This is a genomic window from Enterococcus sp. RTP21361st1_A6_RTP21361_211029 (assembly GCF_040910045.1).
GTDB lineage: Bacteria > Bacillota > Bacilli > Lactobacillales > Enterococcaceae > Enterococcus_D > Enterococcus_D gallinarum.
Genome location: NZ_JBDGBK010000015.1, coordinates 1 through 25,417, shown reverse-complemented (window position 1 = coordinate 25,417; position 25,417 = coordinate 1). Strand labels below are relative to the sequence as shown.

Genomic DNA, 25,417 nt, shown 5'->3' with positions numbered 1-25,417 from the left:
CATGGATATTACGATTCGTGGAAAAGCATCTTGTGTGAATTGCAAGGAAAATTATGATGGCAAATTGATTGTTCATCTGCAAGAAGATGTAGATGGGAAGCTGAAAACAGTTCCGCCTCTAGAAGAAAACGAGTTACACTCAGATGAAATCGCTATTCATTATGATTATGGTGAAGTAAAAGATGCGATCGAAGGCACCTTTGTCTGTCCTGCATGTCAGACAACAAATGATGTCCGCATCGAGATACCGCAAGAATTACTGCATAATAACTAAAAAAGAAACGCCTGTGGTTGGCGTTTCTTTTTTAGTTATCTGTCCGATCAACCACTTCGACATTGAAGTCTTGTAAGATTTTCAATCCAGAAGACTCATGGTTTCTACCTGAAACTAGCTGTTGATTAATGAGAAAATCGGCTTCTGGAAAAGCACTCTGAATCTCGATCGTATTAGACAACACGCAGATGTTGGTTTCTACTCCGGTCACTTCGATATGTTTTTGTTCATTTTTATCATTGAAAAGTTGCTCCTTGATTTCCAAGAGAACTTCAGGTGGGATACTAAAGTAATATTTTTTTATTACCTTTTCATTCGGCAACGGTTGCAGTTCAGGAACGATCTGTAACGCTTCTTGTTCTTCATCAGGAGTATCTTTACAATCAATCGGGATATCTCTTGTAAAAAGGATATATTCACCTTCTGCACGAGCTTGTTGAAGCCGTTTTGCGATTCGCGTGATCAAAGCAGGGCTGTCAGAAATAAATGATTGACTATTTTCATCACGAATCTGATTCTGCATATCAATAACAACTAACATTGACGATTCCTTCTTTCTTTTTTTCATAAAACGTAGTTTTATTTTCATTGTTCTTTCTTAAGTGATAAAAAAATGAAAAAAGAGAACAATAGCTTAAGAAAAATCCTCTAAAACTATCATGCCTGAAAATAAATAAGATTTCAAAGAAAACGCTACAAAAAATCTCCGGCTATGAAATTCGTTATTTTTTTTGATAAAAAAACAATGCTTATTGTTTGCTCATTACTAAGAGTCATGATATTTTAAAATTACAACATTATAAAATAATGATAAAAATGAAAGCAGGGATAAAAGATGAAAAAGGCACTATCAATAGGGCTGTTGCTGTTTTCGACCGCATTGGTGACAGCGGCTTGCGGCAGTAATTCGGAAGACAAAAATACTGACGCATCGGGAAAACAGACAAGTGATGGGAAAATAACATTAGATTTTTGGTCTTTTTGGGGATCGGGGGCTCGCCAAGAAGTCATCGAAGAGATCATTGACGATTTTAATCAGTCACAAGATGAAATCGAAGTGAAATATAGTTACCAGCCTTGGGGAGATATTTGGACGAAGTCTCTCTCGGCAATCACTGCAGGAAATCCACCGGATGTTATTGTTCAAGACATCAATTCAGTCGCGCAGCGTGCAGAAGCACAGCAAGCAACGAACTTGAGCGAGTACGTTAAAGATGGCATGTCTGATGAATTTTATCCTCAATTATGGGATACGGTAGAATATGAAGGAGACCCTTATGCAATTCCTTTCAATACCGATACCCAAGTGATTTTTTATAACAAACAAATTTTCAAAGAAGCAGGGATCAGTGAAGATCAGTTACCCCAAACATGGGACGAACTTGAAACTGTTGCACACAAATTAGATGTCAAAAAAGGCGATGATTTTGAGCGTATCGGATTCTATCCTTTGTGGAACCTTGGCGCGGATGTTTGGGCATTGAACGCTGATAACGGTGTTAGTTGGTTTGACAAAGATGAAAAGGTTTCGATTGACACAGAAAATAAAGTGGAGGCTCTGGATTGGATTCTTGATTGGCAAGATTATTATGGGCAAGATACGATCAATCGTTTAGAAGCTGAGTTTGGCTCCGGTGTAGCAGATCCATTTATTTCTGGTTTGGTGGCCATGCGGGCACAGAATATCAATTATTACTCTAGCTTGATGGAAAATGCGCCAGATGACTTTGATTTTGGCGTCATCCAGATTCCAGAAAAAGAAAAAGGTTCTGGTCACTGGTCATGGGGTGGCGGCTTTGTCTTAGAAGTTCCTCAAGGAGCCAAAAATCCCGAAGCGTCCTACAAGTTTATCGAGTATCTTTCAACCCCAGAAGTTCAAGAAAAATTTGGTGAAAAGAGCTTTGATATTATGGCTAACCGAACAGCAAATGAAAATCTTGTCAAAAATGATCATTTAGATGAAAAAGGTCAAATGATCTATCAAATGGCAGATGAGAATTTTGCTAATACAGTAATCACTCCGGTACCATTGGATGCACCAGATTTCAGCAGTTTAGTCAATGAACAAATTGATCAAATTCTGCTAGGGAATAAAAAACCAGCAGAAGGATTAGCAGATGCTCAAAAAGCAGTGGAAGATCTTGTAGAACAAAATAAATAATAGATTGAGATAGGGAGTTGTGGCTAGCCGCATTCCCTTTTCTATCGTTACTGTTCTCATTGCATCCTTGCTATTTTGCTGAAAAAAGATGGCAGAAAACACTTTACTAAAGGAGGGGAATTATGAAAAAGAAACGATCGAGAAGCAAAAGACAAGATGCCCTCTGGGGATATTTGTTTGTAGCGCCGTTTTTGATTGGTTTCATGGTGTTCATGCTGGGCCCTATGTTATTCTCGTTTATCGGCAGCTTTACGGATTACAATCTAACGTCAAAAATGAATTTTATTGGTTTTGGAAACTTCAAACGAATGTTTACGCAAGATGCACTTTTTTGGAAATCACTTTATAATACAATTTATTTTGTACTCTTTAATGTCCCACTGACGACCTTATTCAGTGTCTTTCTAGCTACATTATTGAATCAAAAGATTAGAGGAATCAGCTTTTTTCGGACGACTTTTTATTTGCCAGCGATTTTATCCGGTGTGGCAGTATATGTGTTATGGATGCAGCTGCTGTCGCCTTCCGCTGGTTTGATTAATACTTTTTTAAGCTGGTTCAACATCAAAGGTCCGGCCTGGCTGTTTGATCCTGAATGGACCAAACCGGCATTGATCCTAATGAAAATTTGGAGCTCTGGGGGGGCGATGCTGCTGTACTTGGCGACATTGCAGAACATCCCCGGAACGCTTTATGAATCAGCAGAGATCGATGGTGCTGGTATGTGGGCTAAGTTTAAACATATTACGATTCCATTGATTACACCAATTATTTTTTATGATGTCATTACGTCGACAATCGGTTCTTTCCAAATCTTCCAAGAAGCCTATGTTATGACGAAAAACGGCACTGGTGGACCTGCCAATTCGCTCTTGTTCTATAATCTCCATATGTGGAACAAAGCGTTTGTAGCTTTTGATATGGGGTATGCAATGGCGATGTCGATGATCCTTTTCTTAATCGTATTAGTTTTAACATTTATCAATCTGAAATTAGCTCCTCGTTGGGTCCACTATGCAGGAGGACAAAACTGATGGCTTCAACAAAGTACACTATCTCAGGAGGGCTGACTGTATGCAGATGTACAAAATAAAGAGCAATTCTCAACAGCAGCGGATCAAAAAGTTAACGAGTTATTTAGTGATGACTGTGATTGGCATCGTTCTGATCATTCCGTTGCTGTGGATGGTATTCACCTCATTAAAGCCAATGGAAGAGATCGTCCGTTATCCACCAACGTTTTTTCCAGAAGAAATCAATTTCTCAAATTATCTTGATACGATCAATGCGTTTCCTTTTTGGCAATATGCAAAGAACACCTTGTTTATCACGGTGTTAGTTGTGTTCGGCAACGTGCTTTCAAACTCATTTATCGCTTATGGATTTGCCAAGTTGGATTTTCCAGGGAAAAACCTGATTTTTTCTCTGGTCCTTTCAACAATGATGATTCCAGGATTTGTGACGATGATTCCACAATACGTGCTGTTTTCTAAAATCGGCTGGGTAGGGACGTATCTGCCGCTGATCATTCCCTCATTTTTTGGGAATGCCTTCAATATCTTTCTGATGCGGCAATTTTACTTATCGATCAATAATGAACTGATTGAAGCGGCAAAAATGGATGGCGCCAATCATCTATATATCTGGAGCCATCTGATGATTCCTTTAACCAAACCTGCACTGATCACGATTGCCATCAATTCATTCAATGGTGCTTGGAATGACTTCTTAGGACCATTGCTGTATATTCAAAATCAAGAAAAATATACACTCCAAATCGGTTTGCAAGTTTTCCAAAATCAATCAACGACACAGTGGAACTATTTGATGGCGGGTGCAACACTGGTCTTATTACCAACGATCCTATTATTCTTTTTTGCACAACGCTACTTTATTGAGGGAATGGATCTGACGGGAGGAACCAAAGGATGAGAAAGATAGATCCGCAGCGTTTATTCAATGGTCTGATCACTTGGATCAATTGGATGCCCAAATTGATTCTTCTACAATTTTTGTGGTTGGTTTGCTCATTGCCTTTTTTTACAGTGGCAACAGCGACAAGAAGTATGATTGCGGCGATTAAGCAGATCAAAGACACTCAAGAGAGGGCAGAACAAGAGAAAACGACGACGATTTTCTTTACGAAATTTTCTGAGCTGTGGCAACTGAATAAAAAGAAAGATATTGTATTCAGCTTTTATAGTCTTTTTCTTTTGATTGATCATTCCATTCTTAGTCGATTTCCACAACCGCTTTTTCAAGTCATGGCCACGATGCTGATCGTGATCTTCATGATCTGTAGCTTGATTTTTTTCTATCAGACGCTTTTAATGGGCGAAAAGAAGCAGCAAGTCAGCTTCTTTTATGCTTTTTATCAAGCCGGTCGCTCACCTAAACGAGTGTTGCTCCATCTTTTTTGGACGATTACGCTATTGTTGTTTTTTGGCTTCTTCGGTCCGGCGTACTTATTTTTGGTGGGAATGAGTGGTTGTTGTTTGATTCAGTTAATTATCTGTCCTGCTTCGATTACTTCAATCCAGATCTCTCATTAAAAAGAGTAGACATAAGTTGAGACAAAACGATACGATACCCTGCATGATGGGGACCGCCGTTTTGGGAACTTATGACTACTCTTTTTAACTGCATTGATTAGGAGCTAATCCATTAAATAAGCAATTGTAGCGGTACCGACCGCTTTGGCTGCAATCAAGAGACAGTCTTCATTCATCATGAAATCAGGACTGTGGTGAGGATGATTGAGATGATCTTCTGTCATACAACCGATATAAAAGAAAAGACTAGGTCGTTCTTGTGCATAGTAGGCGAAGTCTTCAGAGGGATCTTGAGGACCGCAATCAAAGATCTCCTTCACTTCAGGTAAGTGAGCTTCTTTGAGGGAATCAATCACTTGTATTGTAAAAGCTGGATCATTATAAAGAACCGGATAATTGTCATCATATTCAAGACTGGTTTCAACCGCAAAAGTTTGTGCTAGACCATCTGCCATTCGCTGGATCTGTTGGTGAATCGTTTGACGTGTGGTTTCTTTCATCACACGAACATCTCCCTTTAGGGTCACAGTCTCTTTGATTGCATTAAAGGAACCACTCCCGTCAAAAGAACCAATCGTTAGACTTGCTGTGTCAAAAGGATCGATCCGACGAGAAACGATCGTCTGTAGTTGAGTAACGAAATAACTGCCTGCTACGATGGCATCATTTGCTAGTTGCGGCATGGAAGCATGACCACCTTTGCCACGAATGGTCAAAGTGAAATTTGCCCGTCCAGTTTGGGTTTCGCCAGAGTGGTAGCCAATCTTGCCTGTTTCCATTGAAGACATCACATGGACGCCAAGTACATGATCAATATCTGTTAAACAACCGTCGGCAATCATGCCTTTGGCACCGCCAGGAGATACTTCTTCAGCTGGTTGGTGGATGATGCGGATGCTTCCTTTTAACTGGTCTTTTAAGGTAATCAAATTCTTAGCCAAAACCATTAAATAGGCCGTATGCCCATCATGACCACAAGCATGCATCACACCAGGAACCTGAGATCGAAAAGGCAGCTGATTGTCTTCTTCTACAGCCAGAGCATCAAAGTCGGCCCGTAAAGCCAGCTGTTTTCCACATTGCTCACCGATGATATCAACGATCAGGCCATAGCCGTCGCCACATTCTGTGATTTGGCAGTCTAGTTTTTCATAGTAGGCTTTGATATAAGCGGCGGTTACTTTTTCCTGAAATGAAAGCTCTGGGTGTTGATGCAAGTGCCGCCGAATCGCAATCATTTCCCCTTCGTCTTTTTCCAATTGCTGCATAAGTGTTGTTGTGATATTCATCTGAATCCCTCCTATTTCTACTTTTATCATACACGAAGCAACTATTTTTCTGCACGCGATAACCTAACCTGTTTTCTTGCGTAACAAGTAGGGATTGACAAAATCGCTGTTTCTCTCTATTCTTAAAAAGATATTTAGTAAACAGTAAACAACGGGGTGGCAGAATGGCAAGTATGAGGGATATTGCAAAATTGGCAGGGGTTTCCGTCGCAAGTGTGTCGCGAATCTTAAACAATGATGAAACATTTAGTATCAACGAAAATACCCGCAAACGGGTGATCGAGATCGCCAACCAGCTGAATTATTCAAAAGACAAGAGCTTGTCGAGTTCGCGAGAAGCTGGCGATAAAAATACGATAGCAATCATTACACGGCATAACAGTGAATCGGAGCGTAATGATCCTTATTTTATGATGATTCGTAATGGAATAGAGAAAGAGGCAGCCAAATGGCGTTTAAAAACGGTTCGTGTCTTCTCGATGCGAGACCAAGACAAAGATCTGACTCAACTGGCAAAGTATGGTGCTGTCATCATCATTGGGGAAATGACGCAAGAGGCATTGCAAGAAATCAGCCGGTACAATCAACATATTATTTTGGTAGATAATTATAGTGAAAACGACGCCTATGATTGCATACAAACTGATTTTGCTCGAAAGACCCATCAAATTTTGGATATCTTAAAAGCAAAAGGACATGAGAACATAGCATTTATTGGTGGTGTTTCCAGTCGGGTAACGATCACAGGAGAAGTCGTTTATGATGAACAAGAAATTCGTGCAGAGAATTACAAAAATTGGATGCTGATGAACAAGCTGGAAGAATACAGTCATGTTTTTCAAGGAAAATGGTCTCCAGAGACTGGATTAGCTTTTGGCAGAAAAATCGCCGAGATGACCCCACGGCCGACAGCCATCATCGTTGCTAGTGATCCCATGGCAGTGGGGGTCTATAAAGCATTAAATGAACACGGATTGAAGATCCCAGAAGATATATCAGTGGTTAGTTTTGATGATATTCAAATGGCCCAGTTTATGACACCAGCGCTTTCTTCAGTCAAAATGAAAGCGGAAGAAATGGGGCAAATGAGTGTAGAGCTGGCGAAAAACAAATTATTGGGCGTTCGAACAATGCCAGTCCGAGTGATTTGTAAAAGTGAATTGATATTAAGAGAATCGATTGCCGATAAAAAAAGATCATGAAAAATGATCTTTTTTTTATTTTAGAGTTGTGTAAACATTAACTAAACGATTATACTGATTGTAGTAAACGTTTACAGGCAAATTAAAGGAGATTAGTTATGAAATTTATTGATAAATTAGCAGAGAAGATGGTTCCTTTTGCCCAAATCATTGCCAATAATAAGTATTTATCGAGTCTGCGTGATGGATTTATGGTTGCTTTTCCCGCGACAATGTTTGCTTCAATCATGATCATTATTCAAAATTTACCCGCTACCTTTGGCTTATCTGAGAAACTGCCCGCAGGACTGATGACCTTTTTGAATGATTTCTTTGGTCCTATCGGGAACGCAACCATGAGTATCACAGCGATTTTTGTTGTTTTCGGGATCGGCTATCAATTGGCAGGAAAATATGGCCAGCCAAAACTTTTTGCCGGAGCAATCTCATTGTCCTCTTTCTTAATGCTTTTGCCCTACGGTTCTTCCGATGACCTGGGAACAGTGATTCCCCTTTCAAAATTAGGTGCGGAAGGGATGTTCGTTGGGATCATCACAGCGATTATCGCTACACAAATTTATTGCAAGATCAGTGCTTCTGGGTTAACGATCAAAATGCCTGAATCGGTTCCGCCGATGATCGCTGAGTCTTTCCTTGCTATCATTCCAGGTGCTGCGCCATTGTTTTTATTTAATTTGATCCGTTACTTGTTTACATTCACGTCATGGGGCAATGCGGTCGACTTTGTCTACGAAATCTTACAGAAACCATTAATGGGCTTGGGGGCACGTTGCCTGCAGTCTTGATTGCCGTTTTATTCACCCAATTCTTCTGGTGGTTTGGGATCCATGGCACACTGGTTGTTAACGCCGTGATTGATCCGATCATGAATGCATTGGCGATTGAAAACTACGAAGCCTATAAAGCAGGTGCAGAACAACTGCCTCATATCATCAATACAACCTTCATGGGCGTTTTTGTAAACCAAGGAATGCAATTAGGGATCTCGATTACGATGGCATTTTTTATTGCTCGTTCGATTCGGATGAAGAAGCTGATGAAGACAGTCATTGCACCATCTGTTTTCAATGTGTCAGAGCCAATGACATTTGGGTTGCCGATCGTATTGAACCCGATTGCTTTTGTTCCGTGGATTTTGGCCCCGCTTGCTAGTACGACGATTTCTTATTTTGCAATCGCTGCTGGTCTTGTGCCTCGCCCAATCGGAGCAACGGTAGTCTGGACGACACCGGTCTTCTTATCTGGCTGGCTGGGAACTGGCTCTGTAGCAGGTGCCATTCTACAATTGGTAACTGTTGCTGTGATGACATTGATTTGGGTGCCATTCCTAATCGTGATGGATCGTGGCTATTTGAAAGAAGAAAAAGAAGAGCTAGCCAAAGAAGCGCTCGCACAAACTGGCCCTGCCATCGACGAAAGAATCAAAGAAAGCTAAGCTTAGTATTCCGTTCTGTCAGCATAGCAACTGAAAAATGGAGGATCGAAGATACGAACAGATACATTGACCTATACTTATCAGATGCGTACAACGCCGGAACGATTCTATCAAGTGATGATCGCGCAACAAGCGGCATTCTTTCGCTCAAAAGGAGCAGAAGAACCTTTCGGCGAGAACAGTCAAATTGATTTGATGATTCGCACAAAATCAGCGGCCACGCTGGTGCCAGCGGTGATGAAAGTCAAAAAAATCGCGCAAGATGAGATTGCTTTGATAACAGCCTATGAACAAGGAAAAATCTGTCAAAGGTATCGCTTTGTTCCTAGTGGAGCAGAAAAGATTGAGGTTACGTATTCGGAACAGAATTCTTTTGATCGTTCCCGCAATACGTATAGTTTCATGCTGGCAGCATTATTCTATAAGTTCTTTTTTAACAAAGGGGTCAAAAAACGCATGCAGTATTTGGAAACTGCATGCCAGAAATATAATGAAATAGACGAGAATAAAGTTGAAATTAGAGGAAAAAAATGATTGAGATAATAACCGATACGCTTTTTCATTTATACAATGAAAAGATTAGTTATGTGATGCATGTTTTACCAAATCGACAATTAGGTCATCTTTACTTTGGTCCATCTTTGGGGCATTTGAGTGCCAATGACATGGACTATTTAACCAAAAAAGAAAATAAATCTGCCGGCACAGTCAAATTTTTTGAAAATGATGGCCTGTTTACGTTAGCAGATCGCTTTCAAGAGTTGCCAACCTATGGTTCTTCTGACTTTCGAGAAGGAGCCGTTACTATTTTTGCAGAAGACGTTCCTTTGTATGTGGATTTTAAAGTCGCAGAAGTCGAAACTTTCGCAGGAAAGGAACGAGAGCTGGCCAAACCGGCGAGTTTTGCCGAAAAAACAGAAAGCCAAAGCCTGCGAATAATGTTGATCGATGAGCAGCGGCAATTGAAAATGGAAATCACCTACACTATTTTTGCTGGTTTAGGCACGATTGCGCGCAATCAGCGGATCACCAATCTTGGCGCTGAGAAAAAACAACTTTCTTCGTTGATGAGCGGGGTACTGGAATTAAGAAATCAGCAATTTGAATTTGTTCACCTTTCTGGTGCTTGGCTAAAGGAACGCCAAATCAAAGCCACACCATTGACGCAAGGAACCATTCGAGTGGGGTCTTTAAAAGGGGCCTCTGGGCATCAGCACAATCCCTTCGTGGCACTGAAGGCTGCCAATGCCACCAATGATCAGGGACGTGTCTATGGAGCAAATCTGATTTATTCAGGGAATTTTCTCGCTCAAGTCGAGATGGATGAGTGGGACAATGTCCGCTTGATGCTGGGGATTCATCCCGAACAGTTTTCTTGGACATTGCAGCAAGATGCAGTCTTTGAAGCCCCAGAATGTATTTTGACATTTACCGATGAAGGGTTGAATGGGTTAGGGCAAGAGTCTGCTGCGTTTATTGAAAAGCACGTGATTGCCCCTTATTGGCAAAAACGGCCGCGGCCGATTGTCTTCAATAATTGGGAAGCAACTTATTTTGATTTTGACCAAGAGAAATTAGTAGCATTAGCAGCAGAAAGTCAGGCATTAGGAATGGAATGCTTCGTCTTAGATGATGGCTGGTTTGGTAAAAGAGACAACGATCGCAGTTCTTTAGGGGATTGGGTGCCAGATCCAGCGAAATTTCCTAATGGCATCGGTCATTTTGCAAAACAAATCCACGATCTAGGGTTGCAGTTAGGCGTTTGGTTTGAACCGGAAATGGTCTCTCCTGACAGCCAGCTTTATCAAAAACATCTCGATTGGGTGGTCCGGCATCCTTATGAACGCATCTCTGTGGGACGCGGCCAGTATGTCTTAGATTTTGCCAATCCGGCAGTCGTGGAGGCGATCTTTGCTGCGATCAAAAAAGTCATCGTCGAAACGGATCTTGATTATATCAAGTGGGACATGAATCGGAATATCACAGAAGCTTATTCACCTTATTTAGCAGATGAAGGGATTCCCCAAACAGAATTCTTTCATCGCTATATTTTAGGGGTCTATGCCCTTTATCAGAAAATATTAACAGAATTTCCGGAGATTTTGATCGAAGGCTGTGCTGGCGGCGGCGGTCGTTATGATTTAGGGATCTTGTTTTACAGTCCTCAGATTTGGCCGAGTGACGACAGCGATGCCGTGGAACGACTACAAATTCAAACCGGCACATTACTTGGCTATCCGATGTCTTCATTCAGCAATCATGTCTCCGCTTGTCCCAATCATCAAGTGGGGCGCAATACGTCACTGGCATTTCGACAATCGGTGGCTATGTTTGGCCCATTAGGCTACGAGTTGGATCTTTTCAGTTTATCAGCAGCTGAAAAACAAGCAATCAAAGAACAAATCATTTTCTATAAAGCTCATCGACAACTTCTGACTTATGGCGCCTTCTATCGGATGACCGATTTGAGCCAAAAAAATGAAGTTGTATGGGGAGTCTCTCATCAAGAGGAAGCACTGATTGCCTATTTTCGGATTCTTGCTGAAGCAAATCCTGCAGCGGAAGCTTTTATACCGGTACCGTTCATTGATCTGGATCGAAGCTATCTGCTGGAGAATGAGCAGTTGTCTGGCAAGGTTCTGAAGCAAATTGGACTGCGCAAACCGTACTTATTCAATGCTGTCAATCACCAAACGGCGCAAGTAACAGGAGATTTCCAGTCATTTGTTTATCAAATCAAAGCAATCAAAAAGGAGTAAAAAGATGACGAATTATTTCTTTGATCAGCGGTTCCTGCATGGTGGGGACTATAATCCCGATCAGTGGCTTGATTATCCGGAAATCCTAAAGAAGGATTTGGCGTATATGCAAAAAGCCCACGTCAATACGGTCACACTTGGGGTGTTTGCTTGGAGCGCTTTGGAGCCAACAGAAGGGGTCTATCAGTTTGACTGGCTTGATGAACAGTTTGATGCGATCCATGCTATGGGGGGCAATGTCATTTTGGCTACCCCCAGCGGTGGTCGTCCCCAGTGGTTGAGTCAGAAATATCCGGAAGTCAATCGCACCAATGCGTATGGACAAAAACATACCCATGGCTTTCGCCATAATCATTGCTATTCTTCACCAATTTATCGCGAAAAAGTGCGGCAGATCAACACAAAATTAGCTGAACGCTATGGCGACCATCCGGCACTAGCCATGTGGCACATGTCCAATGAGTATTCGGGTGAATGTTTTTGCGAATACTGCCAAGAAAATTGGCGTGACTGGTTAAAGAAAAAGTACAAAAACCTAGAAGCATTGAATCATGCGGGGTGGATGAGTTTCTGGGGCAATCGCTATTCCGATTGGGAACAAGTCTTGCCACCATCACCTTTAGGAGAACATAAAGTTCATGGGATGGATCTGGATTGGAAACGATTCGTCACTGATCAGACCATTGATTTTTATTTGAATGAGATTGTCCCTATTCGGGAACGAACCCCTGATATCCCAGTAACGACGAATTTTATGGCGGAAGGTCATGCCACACAGGATTTCATTCCTCTGGAAGGAATCGACTATGGCAAGTTTTCTCAGTATGTGGATGTGGTTAGTTGGGATAGTTATCCCGATTGGAACAATCGCTTTGAAGCAATCGCTACAACCGCTATGAAGTCTGCCTATGTCCATGATCAGTATTGGTCTTTGAAGAAACAACCCTTTTTAGTTATGGAATGTACCCCAAGTTATGTCAATTGGCACCAATACAACAAATCGAAGCGCCCCGGGGTCCATATTTTAAGTAGTATGCAGCAGTTAGCTCATGGGTCAGATAGTACCTTGTATTTCCAGTGGCGCCAATCTCGTGGCAATTCGGAGAAATTTCATGGCGCCGTTGTCAGTCATGATGATTCCACAAACAATCGAGTGTTTAAAGAAGTTGCTGAATATGGCGCTCGTCTCGAAAAAATCAGTGAAATCAAAGGAACCACTCGCAAGAAAGAAGTGGCGATTCTCTTTGACTGGGAAAGCAATTGGGCGTTGAAGCGCGGGGGAGGATTCGGCCATCCTACGAGACGTTATCCCCAAACGTTGCAAGAGCATTATCAGGTTTTCTGGGAACAAGACATTCCGGTTGATATTCTGACTCCTGAGCAGGATTTTTCTGATTATCAATTAGTCATTGCGCCAATGCTATATATGATGACAGAAAAAACGATGCTAAAATTAACGAGCTATGTTGAAAAGGGTGGAATACTAGTATCCAGCTATTTCACAGGAATGGTCAATGAAACAGATTTGCTTTATATTGGCGGATTGCCTCAACCATTAAAGGCGCTCTTTGGCATTGAGGTATTAGAGCTTGAAACACTTTTAGAAGACGAACACAATCAGATTGATTTTCAAGATCAGCGATTTGTCACCAAAGACTATTCAGCAATCATTGACGTGTTGAATGCAGAAGTTTTAAGCCATTATCAGACAGATTTCTATCAAGGCACGCCTGCGGTTACGAAGAAGCCATTCGGTGCAGGGGCTTCGTATTATTTGGCTGCCCGAACGAACAGTGATTTCTTAGCTGCTTTTTATCAAAAGTTGATTGAAAAGTTGGGATTGAGAAGAACAGCGATTGCTGAAGCACTTCCTGAGGTGTCGATTCAAACGCGAGTTGGGACGCAACGAGACTATTCATTTATTATGAATTTTTCAGAGGAAGAACAGCAACTAGTATTGAAGCAGCCAGTAACCGATCTGGAAACCAATGAACATCTAGTAGGAGCAATCACGTTGGCACCCTATGAAGTCAGGATCGTATATCACCCCTCTGAAGTACACTAAGAAAAAAGGACCATTCGTTACGCCAATCAGCCCAACGAATGGTCCTTCATAAATTTAGGCAATGCTTCACTGATCTGTGTCGGCAAGACAACATAGTTCTCGGTAGCTAAATGTTCGCCAATCAAACTGTGGAGATAAACCGCTGCGTGGACCGTTTCTTCGGTTCGATCAAATTGTGCCAAAAAACTGGTAATGATCCCGGCTAAGGTATCCCCGGTGCCGCCAGTGGCCATAGCTGGCGTTCCTAATGGGTTTTCGACGATTTCTGTGCCATAAATCTGGGTGCGATGGCTTTTTAAGACCACGATACTGGCTAATTTTTTTTGGAAGGCTGTGTTTTTCTCCGGTGTTTGCTCACTGATCTCAATGCCGCTTAATCGTTGCCACTCCATTTGATGAGGGGTAAATACGACGTGACTGGGGTAAGGAAAAGTCAATGGGTATTTCGCAGCTAAATTGATCGCTGACCCATCAACAACTAGCCATTGATGGCTTTTTTGTGCAGCGACGACTGTTTGCAACAGATTGAAACAGGTTTTGCCTTCCCCCATGCCTGGGCCAATCAATAGGACATCCGCAGATTCAGTGACCGTGCTGATAAGCTCAGTCTGGTCCCAAGAGACGAACATCGCTTCTGGCAGTCGCGCATGTAGCGCCGTACGATTGACAGGATCGGAGATCACCGTGGTTAGTCCAGTTCCGCCATAAACACTGGCTTGTGCCGCCATCAAGATTGCGCCTCCGTACTGCTGGTTACCGCCAATCACTACGGCACGGCCAAAGGTCCCTTTGTGACTTTCGACGGGGCGTTTGCGAATCACTGCTGCTAAAATAGTTTGCTCCAGTTGCTTCATACAATGACTCCTTTTCTGCTTCTTTCACTGAGCTCATTTTCTAGAATAAACCTATTGCTTTTATTATACTCGTTTTATGAAAGATATCGTCTGAAAATACACAATTTTTTTTCCTTTTTTCAGCTAAGAGTGTTATCATAAAAGGCGAGAAAAGAATTGGAGGGAATCGTATGACAATCGATTGGAAAAAAGAAGTCGAAGCGCGTAAAGACGATTTGCTAAATGACTTGATTGATCTTTTGAAAGTAAAAAGTGAACGAGAAGATGACAAGGTAACGGCAGATGCTCCGTTTGGACCTGGACCTCGTGATGCTTTGCTGCACATGTTGGCTTATGGGGAACGTGATGGTTTCGCTGTGAAAAATGTCGATAACTATGCTGGACATATCGAATTTGGTGAAGGAGACGAAACATTAGGGATCTTCGGCCACATGGATGTTGTCCCTGCTGGTGACGGTTGGGCGACAGATCCCTACGATCCTGTGATCAAAGACAATAAAATTTATGCTCGCGGATCTTCCGATGATAAAGGTCCTTCAATGGCTGCTTATTACGGAATGAAGATCATTAAAGAGTTAGGCTTGCCATTATCTAAAAAAATCCGCTTTGTCGTAGGATCTGATGAAGAAAGCGGCTGGGGTGATATGGATTACTATTTCGAGCATGAAGAAAAACCTGATTTTGGTTTCTCTCCCGATGCGGAATTCCCAATCATCAATGGCGAAAAAGGGAATGTAACATTAGGGCTTCATTTCCAAGGAAATAACGAAGGTGCTTATCAACTGCAACAATTCACTGCTGGTTTGCGGGAAAACATGGTACCAGGAACTGCGGTTGCAAAATTGACTGCCCCATCTACAGAAGCTGCATTAGAAATGGAAAAAGCTTTTTTTGATTATGTCGAAGGTCAACCAGTGACTGGCACCATCGAAACAGAAAATGAAGAAATTACCATTGAACTAGTCGGTAAAGGCGCCCATGGTGCAAGTCCTCAGTCTGGGATCAATGCGGGAACTTTCTTGGCAGTCTTTTTAGACAACTTTGCCTTTGGCGGCGGCGCAAGACAATTTATCCATACGGCGGCAGCTTATGTCCATGAAGATTTTTATGGTGAAAAATTAGGCGTGGCGCATGAAGATGAAAAAATGGGTAAACTAACCATGAATGCTGGTTTGTTTGCTTTTAAAGCTAATCAATCAGGTGTTCAAGCAGACAACTTTATTGCCTTGAATTTCCGCTACCCTCAAGGGGTAACTGCAGAAGGTCTGGAAATCGGCATTGAAAAAACCGTTGGCATGGAAGGCGCAACAGTGACTCGGAACGAGCGCAACATGGAGCCTCACTATGTGCCGATTGATGATCCATTGGTGAAAACATTGCTTGAAGTTTATGAAGAACATACTGGTCAAAAAGGCTATGAACAAATCATTGGCGGTGGCACTTATGGCCGTTTATTAAAACGTGGTGTCGCATATGGGGCGATGTTCCCAGGCTACACAGATACGATGCACCAAGCAAACGAATTTATGAGCTTGGATGATCTATTCAACGCGGCAGTGATTTATGCAGATGCCATCTACCGTTTGGCACGTTAGATCAATAATTTAATCGTTTTTCCTCTTTTTCATTCATCGATAAAAGTTGATAATTCAATAAAGTTGATTTTGAAAAGATGATTGAAAAAGTTGAATATAGAAATAGCGGTGTGATTTTGGTGTGATATTTTTCGAAATATCACCAAAAATCACACCGCTATTTTTAGTATCCATAATTACTACTATTCAGCTGTTTTGATACTATATTGATAACTTCGGTAGCAGTCTCATTTTGAATATGTGTATAGTACTCGGTCATAGTTTTATTTTTATGACCTAAATAAGCTGCAGCGTGTTCTTTAGGAACACCAGCTATTGCGGCTTGAGTTGCGAAAAAGTGTCTCAACATGTGCGGAGAAATTTTTATATTACAGCTTTTTGAAACTTTATCAAATAATCGGTTTAATTGACTAGGAACAAATGGATTGCAAGTTGTAGGATTGAGCAAGAGAAAATCATCTTGGTGTAAAATTTGTCCGTAATCTTTTTTTATTTCTTTCGCTTCATGAATGATACATTCAACTGCTTCTGTACCTTTTTTGTCTAAAACAATGTATCTGTGGCTACTTGATGTTTTAAGCCCACCTTTACCGTATTTTTGCGTTCGCTGTGTGCGACTATCCGCAATGTGTAGCGTTGCTAATTCTGGATGGTCACTGTATCGGATCGAAGATAATCGAAGACCACACACTTCACCTCGACGTAGGCCAAACACACAAAGATAAACCATGGAAAACTCGTATTTTGTCAATATTTTCTCTGCCATTTCCATCCATTGTTGATACTCTTGGAGAGATATACGTTTATTTTTCTCAGGAAGAGTGCCACTACCAATAATTACACGTTGTAATCTATTACGTTCGAGAACACCATTGTAAACTGCATCATTCAGTAAGGCCATGAACATAACATGGATTGATTGAACAGATCGTCGTCTCAATTTTTCAAGTTTTTGATTGATAAAAATTTCGTAACTATCTCGTTTTATTTTGTTTAATGGCATATTACCGAATGTAGGTTCAATATGATTTTTAAAAAGGGAATCGTTACTGTATCTTGATTCAACGGACCAGACATGAGTTCTAGTTTTGCGATTTGCATATTCTTTATAGTATTCTGTAACAGTTAATTTTTGAGACCGAATATAATCTATTTCTGATTTATCAATACTCTCTTCAATTTCTCTTAATCTGGCTTTAGCATGTGCAACAGTTTTAAAGCCAGATTCATCAATAATATCTTCTTTACCAGCTATACGTATTTTTTTTCGTATACGGTAACGAGTGCCAGCTTTTATCTCATAAATAAGAATGTTTGGGTATTTTGTTTTTTTATATTTAGCCATTTTATTCTCCTTTTGCTCCCGGACAGAATGCTCTAGAGAATTTTCGATCATCACCTCCTTTAAATTATAAATATCTTTCCATTTCAAGTGGAAGACCATAGTAATTAAGGATATCTCGTTTTGTTGGTTCATAGAGTTCGGTTAGATGTAAACCATTAATCAATAAATGAGTTGCACCACAATTAGCTTGTGCTTCTATTTTTGAAGTGGATGAGAAGCTATCCGCAGACATATGTGCAGTATTCTCATTTTGATGAAAAATAGCATGGAACAATTCGTGAGCACAGACAAAAAGAGATTTAGAATAAGATAGTTCGGCATTCAAATGTATGAACTTACTGCGATGATTTTTGGTATAAAATCCATATACTTCCTCACCAAAATAGCCATAGAGAATAAAAATCCCTCTTTTTTTTGCTATTTTAAAAGGATCGTTTGTCCCATGCTGTAGTTTTAATTTATTGATTGCAGCAGGCACATCGGATAAAAGCATACGAAAATCCTCCCCTAATTGTTACTTTACTTATCACGATATTTTTTAGGAGTATACTTTTTCTTCGCGAGTGCCTTCCCGATTCGCAAAGATTCTTCAATGGAAGAAAGAATTGCAGCTCGAGCTTCGGGAGAGAGTTCTTCAGTATCTTTTGAGAAAGCAATTGCATCGGAATTTTTCATATCTTCGATAATCAGTTCTAATTCTTTTTGGATATCTCTTTTATCTTTTTCAGTGAGATCGTAGTAACGGCGCTTCTCAGTTCTTCCCAATAAGTAATCAGTACTAACGTCAAAAAAATCTGCAACTTTTTGAATTTTGTCAGCACCAGGTGTTCGTTCGCCCCATCGTCTAATAGAACTATTGGCAAAATTCAATTTTCTTTCTAGCTCTGCTAAAGTTATTTGCTTTTCAGCTGCTAAAACTTTGACTCTATCAACGATACTCATAAAATTTCTCCTTTTTTGCTCGAAAAAGAGTCTAAAAGCTATTGACAAAGAGTCAATAGACCTTTATACTGTGTTTTGTAAGCAAGATATTTACGACACACAAAATCTGTAAGCAATGACTAAATAGTCTCCCCAGACATCAGTAAAGCTCGTTTTTTTGCGTGCTGTATTTTGTATGCTTACATAATAGCATATTGCCTCTTTTTGTCAATAGGAAAAGAAAATAAAAAGAGTCAATTTTCGAATGGAGGTGATAGAAATGACATTAAAACAGGAAGTAAAAATTGCGCTTATTCAGAAGAAATGGAGCCAACGAGAATTGGCTCATCAAATGGGTATCTCAATGGCTTATCTGCAAGACATCTTGGCAGAAAACCGAACACCTACTAAACGATTAAAACAAATCGAAGAATTACTAGATATTGATTTAGGAGTGGTTGACCATGAACCTGTTTGCAACTGACTTCGTTAATTCATTCAAAGAAATGTTGAAGTCTGTACTGACGAAAGCTATTCATGAAATTTTAGATGAAATTAACGACGAAGAAAAATTTCTTCTAAATAGAAAAGAGATTTCAGCTGCTATCGGTTGCGACCCAGATACTTTTGACAAATCGTTTCGTTACCTTGATGGATTTCCTTATCACATAAAGGGAAACACTGAATGTTGGAACAAAAAAGAAGTATTTGAATATTTACACAAGCATAAATTAATTAGATGAGACTCCCGGACAGAGTGTTATCGATAAAGAAGTATTGAAGAGTGATATTCATTTTGAATCATGATCTTTTAATCATTAAGTTAATCGAGGAGAAGGTAAATGAGTTGCATTCTTTATTACATGATAAGAAAAGCGTATTAAGTGATAGACAGATTGAAATTGCTAAAAGAGAACTCAGGCAATTTCAAGTGTTACTGTATCAAAACAGGCTTAATCTTCAATTGGAAGTGAGGTGAGAGGATGAATAAGAGTAAAAAAGAATTAAAAGAGACTAGAAGCATATTTGAAGGGCTTAGTTTCAAATATCCGCCAGTCTCAAAGGAAGATTATATGAAAGCTTATAAAGAATATGTCAAGCGTTGTTCTACTCAATAATCGTATTCTTTTAACAGCTCATTACTCACTTGAGTGTTAGTTAAGATGTTATTGAAATTAACAATGATTACTTTAGTTTTATCGGCTTCTGGTAAAAGTTTTGAATAAAGCTCGTCAATTGTTAGTTCGGATTGAATGACTATTAAGTTCGGGAAAATATGAACCCATTTGTCCGGTGATAATTTTTCCAGTTTTGCTCTTAGAGAAACTGCTAATGAGCTATTTGTGTCAGTTTCCCAATAAAAAGATATTAAGTATTTTTTCAAAATATTTCACCTCGCTTTAAAAATTATTTTATCAACAGGTGAATTTTAAAACAACCAGAATAGGAGGTGAGAGGATGAAAATTACAATCGAAGCAACGCCGGAGGAAGTAAAAGAATTGCTCCAAGCTATTGGGAGTAGCGAGGAGCAACTAAAATTTATTGGTGGTTTGACAATTGCTGGCAAACCTGTCTAAAAGTCTTTGTTGATTTCGTTAAGTACCAAATTGTACAACTTCTGGTACTCGGTGTATGGATCGAAATTGATATCTACAGTAATATCATTTCCGCGTTTTGATTCGTTTTTGGCAATACTTAGCAATTTAGTTTTTTCTTGATCGTACATTATTTCTAACGACGCGATTGCTAAATCATGCGCACGTTGTTCATTTGTTAACAATAGATTTACCCTCCTTATCGGTATTTCAGTCTGTCACCCTGATAAGGAAATTATACGACAAAATAGCTATGAATTTTGGAAATAGTTATTTTCTAAAACCTCATATCCATCGGGCAAAACACTTATGAAGAGACAATAAAATCTACCATTCGGCAAATAACCAACTTCACTATCAATAAGTTTTTTTGCAGTTAAGAACAATAAAGCGTTCTCAATTTCTTCGCGAGAATAGGAAAATAAATATGGATGCTGGAAGAAAGTGTCAGCTTTTGGATGATCTCTAGGAGCAAAAGATTCAGCAACCGCAAGAACATCATAAGCAATTACAGGAATTTGTTTCATAGAATCACCTCCCCATTAATTATAATAAGTTAATTTTGGGACGTAAATATTAAAAACTAATAGATGGAGGAGAGTAAATGTCAAAAGAAAAACTAGATTTTATCACAACGGTATTTCCACATGCTGAAAAGATAATTCAGTATGCGACAGAAGATAACTTAGAAAAGTTATTTGAACAAGCGCAACAAAAAGTAAACTACGAGTTGACGGAGGCGCAGTTTGAATGAAAAAAATCTACTGGGTACGGCGGACCGCATTTATCTTAACGATTTTTGCGTTAGGCGCACTAATCACAGGACAAGTACCAATGTGGGTTAGAATCGGCTATCCAACAGCTGCCATGTGGTTGATGATGATTTATGATGAGGCATTATTTGAACTGAGAGAACAAAAAGAGCCTACACCGTTTTCCGCCAGTGTAAGCTCAAAAAATGAAAAAGGTGAAAAAATTATAGCACAGCTAGGAGGAAAAAATCAAAATGGCTAAAAATATTAATGTTCCTTTGAGCGGGATCAGCGATGGAGAATATTCACGAATTTTTGAATAGTGAGTTAGATGAATTGCTTAAAGAAGAGGTAGTAACCATTATTGCATAAGAACTATTAAGGAAAACAAAAAAGTGCTCACACCAGTTTCCGCTAGTGTGAGCCAAACAAAACTACAACAAAAAATCTATACAAAAAATCTATTCTTAAGGAGAGTATAACAAAATGAACGAAAAAATTCAAAGATTAATTGAGGAACTAGCAGAAGAATGTCGCAAAGAAAAAGTTGGATTGTCCTTAGCCGTGCTTGATGCTGAAGGAGAAATGGCATTAGCGCAAGCAGGTCCAGAATCACTTGTGTCAATCGCTACTCTTGAACAATATAACCATGTAAAAGAAGAATTAACCGAATTGGATTGCGACTGTCCGAAACACCGCATGTTGAAAGAATTATACGGCATCGAAACGGAAAATACTCCGAAACAAACGCATACATTCGTGACAGACAACCCAAACGATGTGCTTGATATTATTTCACGTGCTTTGCGAGGTGAATTTAAATGATGGATTACATCGCAACGAATTACGACACCTTAATGCAAGACGAAACCAGTCACGTGTTCCCGAACATCTTATCTGATGATATTCAAGAGGTGGAAGACCCATCTGCACACTGGAATGAAGACGATAATGGTACAACAGTTTACGAATCGGATTGGCTGTTTATCGGCTATCGAATGAATAAATGTGGCACACGCAATAAATTCGTCTTACACCATGAGAATTTCTTGGATATGATCGATGATTTCGGTGCAGATTCTATCATAATGCCAGAGCTACGGATTGTTAGCGGAAAAGACTGGCTCAAGCAAAGACAGGAGGAACTTTTTAATGAGTTATGATTTAGAAACGAGTTTTCAACAACAATCAGTTACAAACCAACAAGGACAAAGCGGATTAATGACTACTGCAATTAGCCGAGAAGTGGAAGAGGTAAAAGGTCAGATTTTCATGGCAAAGCAATTTCCAAGAAATCCATTTGATGCAGAACGGCGAATTTTAGATGCATGCAAACGACAGTCTTTAGCCAAAACAGCAGTTTATAACTATCCGCGAGGTGGTCAAATGGTCAGTGGTCCATCGATTCGATTGGCAGAAGTAATCGCTCAAAATTGGGGAAATTTATCCTTTGGTATTAAAGAACTACAACAATTGCCCGGGGAATCAATTGCTATGGCTTATGCATGGGACCTTGAAACGAATACACGGCAAGAGAAAGTATTCACAGTAAAACATGAACGCCACACCAAAAAAGGAGTTACTTTCTTAAAGGATCCAAGAGATATTTATGAGTTAGTGGCTAACAATGGTGCACGGCGTGTGCGGGCGTGTATTTTGGGGGTTATTCCGGGAGATATTATTGAATCCGCAGTTGAAGAATGCAACAAAACGATGGCTGGGGCGAATGACAAACCGTTAAAAGAGCGACTGGATCAAATGTTCAAATTGTTTAAAGAAAAACTTGACGTTACTCAAGAAATGATTGAAGCCAGATTTGGTTATAAAGCAACTGCTTTTACCGAAAAAAATGGTGTGGATTTAGCAAATATCTATAACTCAATCAAAGATGGTATGAGTAAAGTAGAGGATTGGTTTGAGATTCCGACCGCTGAAAAGAAAGAATCATCGAAATTAGAGCAAGAATTTTCTAAAACAAAGAAAGACCCGTTGAAAGAAGCAAAGGCGGTAGATACCGATGGACCTAAACAAGAAGAACTATTATAGCAACGAAGCTGACTGGCAATATATGTCAGTCAGCCAGTTTAAATCATTTCAAGAATGTGAAGCGGCTACTTTGGCTAATTTAAAAGAAGAGTGGTCACCAGAGAGCGATCCTACGGCTTTGTTAGTTGGAAACTATGTCCATTCTTATTTTGAATCTTCTGAGGCACACCAAGAATTTTTAAAGGATAATGCAAGTGCAATCTACAAAAAGAATGGTTCTGAACGTGCAGAATTTGTTCAAGCAATCAATATGATTGAAGCGTTAGAATATGATGATTTTTTCCGCTTTGTTTATCAAGGGGAGAAGGAATTGATTTTAACCGGTACACTATTTAATACGCAATGGAAAGCCAGAATTGATTGTTTCAATCTAGAGAAAGGCTATCTTGTTGATTTAAAAACGACTCGAAGTCTTGATCAAAGATACTGGTCAAAGAAATATGGTGGATATGTTTCATTTGTTGAACAGTACGGCTATATTTTACAAATGGCTGTTTATAAACACTTACTCGAACAAACTTATAACAGGGAAATCACACCCTATATCTTTGCAGTAACGAAAGAATCCCCTCCTGATATTGCGGGTATCAGCATCTACCCAGGACGGTTTGATTTTGAACTTCGATTATTGGAACAGGAACTTCCCCATATCTTACGAGTAAAAAACGGAGAAGAAGCACCAAAAATGTGTGGGAAATGTGAATACTGTCGTCAACATAAGGCATTAACAGGTTTTGTAGAAGTCAGCGATTTATTGGGATAAGGTGGTGATTTAAATGACCGGCGGATGGATAAAGATTTACCGCCAATTACTTGAAAAGCCAATATGGCAAGAATCTACACCAGAACAAAAAGTCATATTGATTACACTTCTTTCTATGGCGAATCATGAGAAAAAAGAATGGGAATGGCAAGGTAAACCTTACAAGGCTATTCCTGGTCAATTTATTACGTCACTAGAAAAGATTAAAAGCAAATGTGGTAAAGGAATCTCTGTACAGAATGTAAGAACTGCTCTAAAACGATTTGAAAAATATGAATTTCTAACAAGCGAATCAACAAACAAAAATCGGCTTATAACCATTATCAATTGGGAGATTTATCAATCTAGGGAATCCGACTCAACAAAGAAATTAACAAGCAATCAACAAGCAACTAACAAGCAGCTAACAACTAACAAGAATGATAAAGAAATAAAGAATGATAAGAATATAAAGAATAAAACATTATCGTCGCAAACACGCAAAGCGCGCGTTTACGACCATGCCTCGAATTATTATCAACTCGCAGAACGGCTATTCAAACAGATTTGTCAGAATCAGGAAATCAAGGAACCGAACCTCCAACGTTGGGCGGATGACATTCGGAAAATGATCGAGATCGATAAGCGGACCGAAGACCAAGTAAGCCGGATGATTGATTGGAGTCAGAAAAATAATTTTTGGTCAGCAAATATCTTATCTGCCCGCAAGTTACGTGAAAAATACGACACCATGGCGGTACAAGCCAACAGGGAGTACAAACAAGCGGGAACAAGTTATAGCGCCTTATCCTACAAGCCAGTGCGCACAGAGCCTATCCCAGAATGGCTAGATGATCCAGAAGGATACAACGCCCGGAAAGAAGCGGAAATCATGGAACGATTACGAAAAGAAGCGGGGGACGATCCATTTGGAAATTGATCAATTAAACCGAATCACTGTAATTAAGCAAATCTACACTGCATTAGACCCTAGTCACAAGAACTTGATGGAAAATGTTAAGCGAATCCTTGATAGTGATCAGCCAGAAGAGGTCCGCTTTCGAATCTTCATGGTGATGTATCGCCATACTCGAATTAGCTTGGGCAAAGTATCAAAGATGCACTATGGCGAATTTCTCACTGCCGGAACTACTGAATCCATGTGGCAAGAAGCCAAGTTGCTATATCGAGGACTGATGGCAAGAAAGGAGAAGACCGGATGAAGCAAGCAAAGAAAACTCAATCGTCTCGATCCACCTATCAAAAACGGTTTTTACGTCAAAAAATCAGTGAATTGACCTACTTAGAAGGTTGGGACAATGATCCAGAGATTGTGGAGAAAGTCCAACGGCTGAGCAAAGCACTAGAACGAGTGGGAACGCAAGAAAAACAGTTGTCTAGTGATCGAGCGATCTGCACGATGGAGGAACTGAGTGTAAATAGTTATATACAGCTAAAAAAACAGGGCTATCTAGACCGTGAGATCAAGTATATTTTCAATATCACCGCATATGCTTTAGCTCGATGGAAGAAATCGCTCGGATTAACGAAAGGCGTCGTTCGTGATTTGTTAGAGGTGATGTAGATGGGCCTGAGACAATACAGAGTCGATTATGTGAATTGGAAAGGTCGCCATGCGGTGATGTATCTGCACGGCTACAGCTACTCAGAAATTGAACAACAAGCAATGGTTGCACAGGGTGTGTTCAAAATAATGAAGATTACTGTGAGTCAGTAATTGACAGAGATTAGCAACTAGGAGGAGAAGAAAATGAGTAAAGAAATGCACGAAAAATGGATGTGTTCTGTGGATGAAGAGCGTTGGCAAG

32 protein-coding genes and 1 pseudogene are annotated in these 25,417 nt (G+C 40.0%); 24 read left to right on the top strand and 9 right to left on the bottom strand.

Features of this window, described 5'->3' with window-relative positions:
* Position 1 precedes the first annotated feature (1 nt).
* Positions 2–274 carry a hypothetical protein gene (locus AB5Z52_RS04430; protein WP_005470826.1) on the top strand — a complete coding sequence of 91 codons (273 nt, stop codon included), beginning with the start codon at positions 2–4 and terminating at the stop codon, positions 272–274.
* A gap of 31 nt (positions 275–305) precedes the next feature.
* Here the strand turns inward: AB5Z52_RS04430 and AB5Z52_RS04425 are convergent, their stop codons facing one another.
* Entirely contained in the window at positions 306–815 is a 510-nt protein-coding gene (locus AB5Z52_RS04425) for an isochorismatase family cysteine hydrolase (RefSeq protein ID WP_005470828.1), read from the bottom strand.
* Between the two features lie 294 nt (positions 816–1,109).
* Between AB5Z52_RS04425 and AB5Z52_RS04420 the strand changes: the two genes are divergently transcribed.
* The 4 genes from AB5Z52_RS04420 (at position 1,110) to AB5Z52_RS04405 (ending at position 4,987) form a co-directional block, all read left to right on the top strand.
* Positions 1,110–2,435 (top strand): ABC transporter substrate-binding protein, encoded by a 1,326-nt coding sequence (locus AB5Z52_RS04420; protein WP_060813992.1) that lies wholly within the window; start codon positions 1,110–1,112, stop codon positions 2,433–2,435.
* Between the two features lie 122 nt (positions 2,436–2,557).
* The gene (locus AB5Z52_RS04415; protein WP_003125918.1) at positions 2,558–3,469 is read left to right on the top strand and encodes a carbohydrate ABC transporter permease; all 912 of its coding nucleotides are present in this window, start codon (positions 2,558–2,560) and stop codon (positions 3,467–3,469) included.
* A 40-nt stretch (positions 3,470–3,509) separates the two neighbouring features.
* On the top strand, positions 3,510–4,367 hold the full coding sequence (locus AB5Z52_RS04410; RefSeq protein ID WP_021150133.1) for a carbohydrate ABC transporter permease: 858 nt from the start codon (positions 3,510–3,512) through the stop codon (positions 4,365–4,367).
* Positions 4,364–4,987 (top strand): DUF624 domain-containing protein, encoded by a 624-nt coding sequence (locus tag AB5Z52_RS04405; RefSeq protein ID WP_005470839.1) that lies wholly within the window; start codon positions 4,364–4,366, stop codon positions 4,985–4,987. Before AB5Z52_RS04410 ends, AB5Z52_RS04405 begins: the two co-directional genes overlap by 4 nt.
* Positions 4,988–5,091: 104 nt before the next feature.
* On the opposite strand, the gene AB5Z52_RS04400 is transcribed toward AB5Z52_RS04405, so the two are convergent.
* Entirely contained in the window at positions 5,092–6,276 is a 1,185-nt protein-coding gene (locus AB5Z52_RS04400; RefSeq protein ID WP_137264332.1) for an amidohydrolase, read from the bottom strand.
* Between the two features lie 164 nt (positions 6,277–6,440).
* Between AB5Z52_RS04400 and AB5Z52_RS04395 the strand changes: the two genes are divergently transcribed.
* The 5 genes and pseudogenes from AB5Z52_RS04395 (at position 6,441) to AB5Z52_RS04375 (ending at position 13,737) form a co-directional block, all read left to right on the top strand.
* Positions 6,441–7,478: a LacI family DNA-binding transcriptional regulator gene (locus AB5Z52_RS04395; RefSeq protein ID WP_103299445.1), complete on the top strand. Its 1,038-nt coding sequence runs from the start codon at positions 6,441–6,443 to the stop codon at positions 7,476–7,478.
* Positions 7,479–7,576: 98 nt separating this feature from the next.
* Positions 7,577–8,913, top strand: a pseudogene (locus AB5Z52_RS04390) (PTS sugar transporter subunit IIC).
* Between the two features lie 51 nt (positions 8,914–8,964).
* Positions 8,965–9,447, top strand: coding sequence for a hypothetical protein (locus AB5Z52_RS04385; RefSeq protein ID WP_137264333.1), 483 nt, complete (start codon positions 8,965–8,967; stop codon positions 9,445–9,447).
* Complete coding sequence (locus AB5Z52_RS04380) at positions 9,444–11,672, top strand: alpha-galactosidase (protein ID WP_288551641.1); 2,229 nt, start codon at positions 9,444–9,446, stop codon at positions 11,670–11,672. Before AB5Z52_RS04385 ends, AB5Z52_RS04380 begins: the two co-directional genes overlap by 4 nt.
* A gap of 4 nt (positions 11,673–11,676) precedes the next feature.
* Complete coding sequence (locus tag AB5Z52_RS04375; RefSeq protein WP_368243245.1) at positions 11,677–13,737, top strand: beta-galactosidase; 2,061 nt, start codon at positions 11,677–11,679, stop codon at positions 13,735–13,737.
* A gap of 26 nt (positions 13,738–13,763) precedes the next feature.
* Here the strand turns inward: AB5Z52_RS04375 and AB5Z52_RS04370 are convergent, their stop codons facing one another.
* Positions 13,764–14,591 carry an NAD(P)H-hydrate dehydratase gene (locus AB5Z52_RS04370; protein ID WP_003125930.1) on the bottom strand — a complete coding sequence of 276 codons (828 nt, stop codon included), beginning with the start codon at positions 14,589–14,591 and terminating at the stop codon, positions 13,764–13,766.
* A gap of 170 nt (positions 14,592–14,761) precedes the next feature.
* On the opposite strand from AB5Z52_RS04370, the gene pepV reads away from it, so the two are divergent.
* Positions 14,762–16,186, top strand: coding sequence for a dipeptidase PepV (gene pepV, locus AB5Z52_RS04365; protein WP_137264335.1), 1,425 nt, complete (start codon positions 14,762–14,764; stop codon positions 16,184–16,186).
* 163 nt (positions 16,187–16,349) lie between these two features.
* Here pepV and AB5Z52_RS04360 read toward each other — a convergent pair whose 3' ends face one another.
* The 3 genes from AB5Z52_RS04360 to AB5Z52_RS04350 form a co-directional block, all read right to left on the bottom strand.
* Entirely contained in the window at positions 16,350–17,531 is a 1,182-nt protein-coding gene (locus tag AB5Z52_RS04360) for a site-specific integrase (protein WP_113850292.1), read from the bottom strand.
* Positions 17,532–17,595: 64 nt separating this feature from the next.
* Positions 17,596–18,024: an ImmA/IrrE family metallo-endopeptidase gene (locus tag AB5Z52_RS04355; RefSeq protein WP_368243247.1), complete on the bottom strand. Its 429-nt coding sequence runs from the start codon at positions 18,022–18,024 to the stop codon at positions 17,596–17,598.
* 26 nt (positions 18,025–18,050) lie between these two features.
* Positions 18,051–18,473, bottom strand: coding sequence for a helix-turn-helix domain-containing protein (locus AB5Z52_RS04350; protein ID WP_368243249.1), 423 nt, complete (start codon positions 18,471–18,473; stop codon positions 18,051–18,053).
* Between the two features lie 259 nt (positions 18,474–18,732).
* On the opposite strand from AB5Z52_RS04350, the gene AB5Z52_RS04345 reads away from it, so the two are divergent.
* The 3 genes from AB5Z52_RS04345 to AB5Z52_RS04335 all read left to right on the top strand — a co-directional run bounded on the left by AB5Z52_RS04345 (position 18,733) and on the right by AB5Z52_RS04335 (position 19,570).
* Positions 18,733–18,936, top strand: a complete 204-nt coding sequence (locus AB5Z52_RS04345) for a multiprotein-bridging factor 1 family protein (protein ID WP_368243250.1) — start codon at positions 18,733–18,735, stop codon at positions 18,934–18,936.
* Positions 18,917–19,195: a hypothetical protein gene (locus AB5Z52_RS04340; protein ID WP_113849434.1), complete on the top strand. Its 279-nt coding sequence runs from the start codon at positions 18,917–18,919 to the stop codon at positions 19,193–19,195. The genes AB5Z52_RS04345 and AB5Z52_RS04340 overlap by 20 nt, the downstream gene beginning before the upstream one ends.
* 240 nt (positions 19,196–19,435) lie before the next feature.
* A complete protein-coding gene (locus tag AB5Z52_RS04335) occupies positions 19,436–19,570 on the top strand; it encodes a hypothetical protein (protein ID WP_260276050.1) in 135 nt (44 codons plus the stop codon).
* Here the strand turns inward: AB5Z52_RS04335 and AB5Z52_RS04330 are convergent.
* The 3 genes from AB5Z52_RS04330 to AB5Z52_RS04320 form a co-directional block, all read right to left on the bottom strand.
* Complete coding sequence (locus AB5Z52_RS04330) at positions 19,564–19,836, bottom strand: hypothetical protein (protein WP_113849436.1); 273 nt, start codon at positions 19,834–19,836, stop codon at positions 19,564–19,566. The genes AB5Z52_RS04335 and AB5Z52_RS04330 overlap by 7 nt on opposite strands.
* 190 nt (positions 19,837–20,026) lie before the next feature.
* Positions 20,027–20,233 carry a hypothetical protein gene (locus AB5Z52_RS04325; RefSeq protein WP_113849437.1) on the bottom strand — a complete coding sequence of 69 codons (207 nt, stop codon included), beginning with the start codon at positions 20,231–20,233 and terminating at the stop codon, positions 20,027–20,029.
* A gap of 66 nt (positions 20,234–20,299) precedes the next feature.
* Positions 20,300–20,575 carry a hypothetical protein gene (locus tag AB5Z52_RS04320; protein WP_113849438.1) on the bottom strand — a complete coding sequence of 92 codons (276 nt, stop codon included), beginning with the start codon at positions 20,573–20,575 and terminating at the stop codon, positions 20,300–20,302.
* A gap of 77 nt (positions 20,576–20,652) precedes the next feature.
* On the opposite strand from AB5Z52_RS04320, the gene AB5Z52_RS04315 reads away from it, so the two are divergent.
* The 10 genes from AB5Z52_RS04315 (at position 20,653) to AB5Z52_RS04270 (ending at position 25,326) form a co-directional block, all read left to right on the top strand.
* Positions 20,653–20,802 carry a hypothetical protein gene (locus tag AB5Z52_RS04315; protein ID WP_169793132.1) on the top strand — a complete coding sequence of 50 codons (150 nt, stop codon included), beginning with the start codon at positions 20,653–20,655 and terminating at the stop codon, positions 20,800–20,802.
* A complete protein-coding gene (locus AB5Z52_RS04310) occupies positions 20,799–21,062 on the top strand; it encodes a hypothetical protein (RefSeq protein WP_113849439.1) in 264 nt (87 codons plus the stop codon). The genes AB5Z52_RS04315 and AB5Z52_RS04310 overlap by 4 nt, the downstream gene beginning before the upstream one ends.
* 224 nt (positions 21,063–21,286) lie before the next feature.
* On the top strand, positions 21,287–21,625 hold the full coding sequence (locus tag AB5Z52_RS04305) for a hypothetical protein (protein WP_113849441.1): 339 nt from the start codon (positions 21,287–21,289) through the stop codon (positions 21,623–21,625).
* Entirely contained in the window at positions 21,625–21,963 is a 339-nt protein-coding gene (locus tag AB5Z52_RS04300; protein WP_368257823.1) for a hypothetical protein, read from the top strand. The genes AB5Z52_RS04305 and AB5Z52_RS04300 overlap by 1 nt, the downstream gene beginning before the upstream one ends.
* A complete protein-coding gene (locus AB5Z52_RS04295; protein ID WP_225585853.1) occupies positions 21,953–22,846 on the top strand; it encodes a hypothetical protein in 894 nt (297 codons plus the stop codon). Before AB5Z52_RS04300 ends, AB5Z52_RS04295 begins: the two co-directional genes overlap by 11 nt.
* Positions 22,818–23,609: a PD-(D/E)XK nuclease-like domain-containing protein gene (locus AB5Z52_RS04290; protein WP_368243251.1), complete on the top strand. Its 792-nt coding sequence runs from the start codon at positions 22,818–22,820 to the stop codon at positions 23,607–23,609. Before AB5Z52_RS04295 ends, AB5Z52_RS04290 begins: the two co-directional genes overlap by 29 nt.
* A 13-nt stretch (positions 23,610–23,622) precedes the next feature.
* The gene (locus tag AB5Z52_RS04285) at positions 23,623–24,528 is read left to right on the top strand and encodes a replication protein (protein WP_368243252.1); all 906 of its coding nucleotides are present in this window, start codon (positions 23,623–23,625) and stop codon (positions 24,526–24,528) included.
* Positions 24,518–24,811 carry a hypothetical protein gene (locus AB5Z52_RS04280; protein ID WP_225585851.1) on the top strand — a complete coding sequence of 98 codons (294 nt, stop codon included), beginning with the start codon at positions 24,518–24,520 and terminating at the stop codon, positions 24,809–24,811. The genes AB5Z52_RS04285 and AB5Z52_RS04280 overlap by 11 nt, the downstream gene beginning before the upstream one ends.
* Positions 24,808–25,173, top strand: a complete 366-nt coding sequence (locus AB5Z52_RS04275) for a hypothetical protein (protein WP_123836338.1) — start codon at positions 24,808–24,810, stop codon at positions 25,171–25,173. Before AB5Z52_RS04280 ends, AB5Z52_RS04275 begins: the two co-directional genes overlap by 4 nt.
* A complete protein-coding gene (locus AB5Z52_RS04270; RefSeq protein ID WP_221180307.1) occupies positions 25,174–25,326 on the top strand; it encodes a hypothetical protein in 153 nt (50 codons plus the stop codon).
* Positions 25,327–25,417 lie beyond the last annotated feature (91 nt).

Coding starts and splice junctions, on each gene's coding strand:
- AB5Z52_RS04335 (WP_260276050.1), top strand. CDS start 19,436: ATGAATAAGAGTAAAAAAGAATTAAAAGAGACTAGAAGCATATTTGAA.
- AB5Z52_RS04320 (WP_113849438.1), bottom strand. CDS start 20,575: ATGAAACAAATTCCTGTAATTGCTTATGATGTTCTTGCGGTTGCTGAA.
- AB5Z52_RS04405 (WP_005470839.1), top strand. CDS start 4,364: ATGAGAAAGATAGATCCGCAGCGTTTATTCAATGGTCTGATCACTTGG.
- AB5Z52_RS04305 (WP_113849441.1), top strand. CDS start 21,287: ATGAACGAAAAAATTCAAAGATTAATTGAGGAACTAGCAGAAGAATGT.
- AB5Z52_RS04360 (WP_113850292.1), bottom strand. CDS start 17,531: ATGGCTAAATATAAAAAAACAAAATACCCAAACATTCTTATTTATGAG.
- AB5Z52_RS04350 (WP_368243249.1), bottom strand. CDS start 18,473: ATGAGTATCGTTGATAGAGTCAAAGTTTTAGCAGCTGAAAAGCAAATA.
- AB5Z52_RS04295 (WP_225585853.1), top strand. CDS start 21,953: ATGAGTTATGATTTAGAAACGAGTTTTCAACAACAATCAGTTACAAAC.
- AB5Z52_RS04425 (WP_005470828.1), bottom strand. CDS start 815: ATGTTAGTTGTTATTGATATGCAGAATCAGATTCGTGATGAAAATAGT.
- AB5Z52_RS04285 (WP_368243252.1), top strand. CDS start 23,623: ATGACCGGCGGATGGATAAAGATTTACCGCCAATTACTTGAAAAGCCA.
- AB5Z52_RS04340 (WP_113849434.1), top strand. CDS start 18,917: ATGAACCTGTTTGCAACTGACTTCGTTAATTCATTCAAAGAAATGTTG.
- AB5Z52_RS04400 (WP_137264332.1), bottom strand. CDS start 6,276: ATGAATATCACAACAACACTTATGCAGCAATTGGAAAAAGACGAAGGG.
- AB5Z52_RS04395 (WP_103299445.1), top strand. CDS start 6,441: ATGGCAAGTATGAGGGATATTGCAAAATTGGCAGGGGTTTCCGTCGCA.
- AB5Z52_RS04355 (WP_368243247.1), bottom strand. CDS start 18,024: ATGCTTTTATCCGATGTGCCTGCTGCAATCAATAAATTAAAACTACAG.
- AB5Z52_RS04370 (WP_003125930.1), bottom strand. CDS start 14,591: ATGAAGCAACTGGAGCAAACTATTTTAGCAGCAGTGATTCGCAAACGC.
- AB5Z52_RS04290 (WP_368243251.1), top strand. CDS start 22,818: ATGGACCTAAACAAGAAGAACTATTATAGCAACGAAGCTGACTGGCAA.
- AB5Z52_RS04380 (WP_288551641.1), top strand. CDS start 9,444: ATGATTGAGATAATAACCGATACGCTTTTTCATTTATACAATGAAAAG.
- AB5Z52_RS04430 (WP_005470826.1), top strand. CDS start 2: ATGGATATTACGATTCGTGGAAAAGCATCTTGTGTGAATTGCAAGGAA.
- AB5Z52_RS04310 (WP_113849439.1), top strand. CDS start 20,799: ATGAAAAAAATCTACTGGGTACGGCGGACCGCATTTATCTTAACGATT.
- AB5Z52_RS04410 (WP_021150133.1), top strand. CDS start 3,510: ATGCAGATGTACAAAATAAAGAGCAATTCTCAACAGCAGCGGATCAAA.
- AB5Z52_RS04300 (WP_368257823.1), top strand. CDS start 21,625: ATGGATTACATCGCAACGAATTACGACACCTTAATGCAAGACGAAACC.
- pepV (WP_137264335.1), top strand. CDS start 14,762: ATGACAATCGATTGGAAAAAAGAAGTCGAAGCGCGTAAAGACGATTTG.
- AB5Z52_RS04275 (WP_123836338.1), top strand. CDS start 24,808: ATGAAGCAAGCAAAGAAAACTCAATCGTCTCGATCCACCTATCAAAAA.
- AB5Z52_RS04270 (WP_221180307.1), top strand. CDS start 25,174: ATGGGCCTGAGACAATACAGAGTCGATTATGTGAATTGGAAAGGTCGC.
- AB5Z52_RS04420 (WP_060813992.1), top strand. CDS start 1,110: ATGAAAAAGGCACTATCAATAGGGCTGTTGCTGTTTTCGACCGCATTG.
- AB5Z52_RS04375 (WP_368243245.1), top strand. CDS start 11,677: ATGACGAATTATTTCTTTGATCAGCGGTTCCTGCATGGTGGGGACTAT.
- AB5Z52_RS04315 (WP_169793132.1), top strand. CDS start 20,653: ATGTCAAAAGAAAAACTAGATTTTATCACAACGGTATTTCCACATGCT.
- AB5Z52_RS04415 (WP_003125918.1), top strand. CDS start 2,558: ATGAAAAAGAAACGATCGAGAAGCAAAAGACAAGATGCCCTCTGGGGA.
- AB5Z52_RS04345 (WP_368243250.1), top strand. CDS start 18,733: ATGACATTAAAACAGGAAGTAAAAATTGCGCTTATTCAGAAGAAATGG.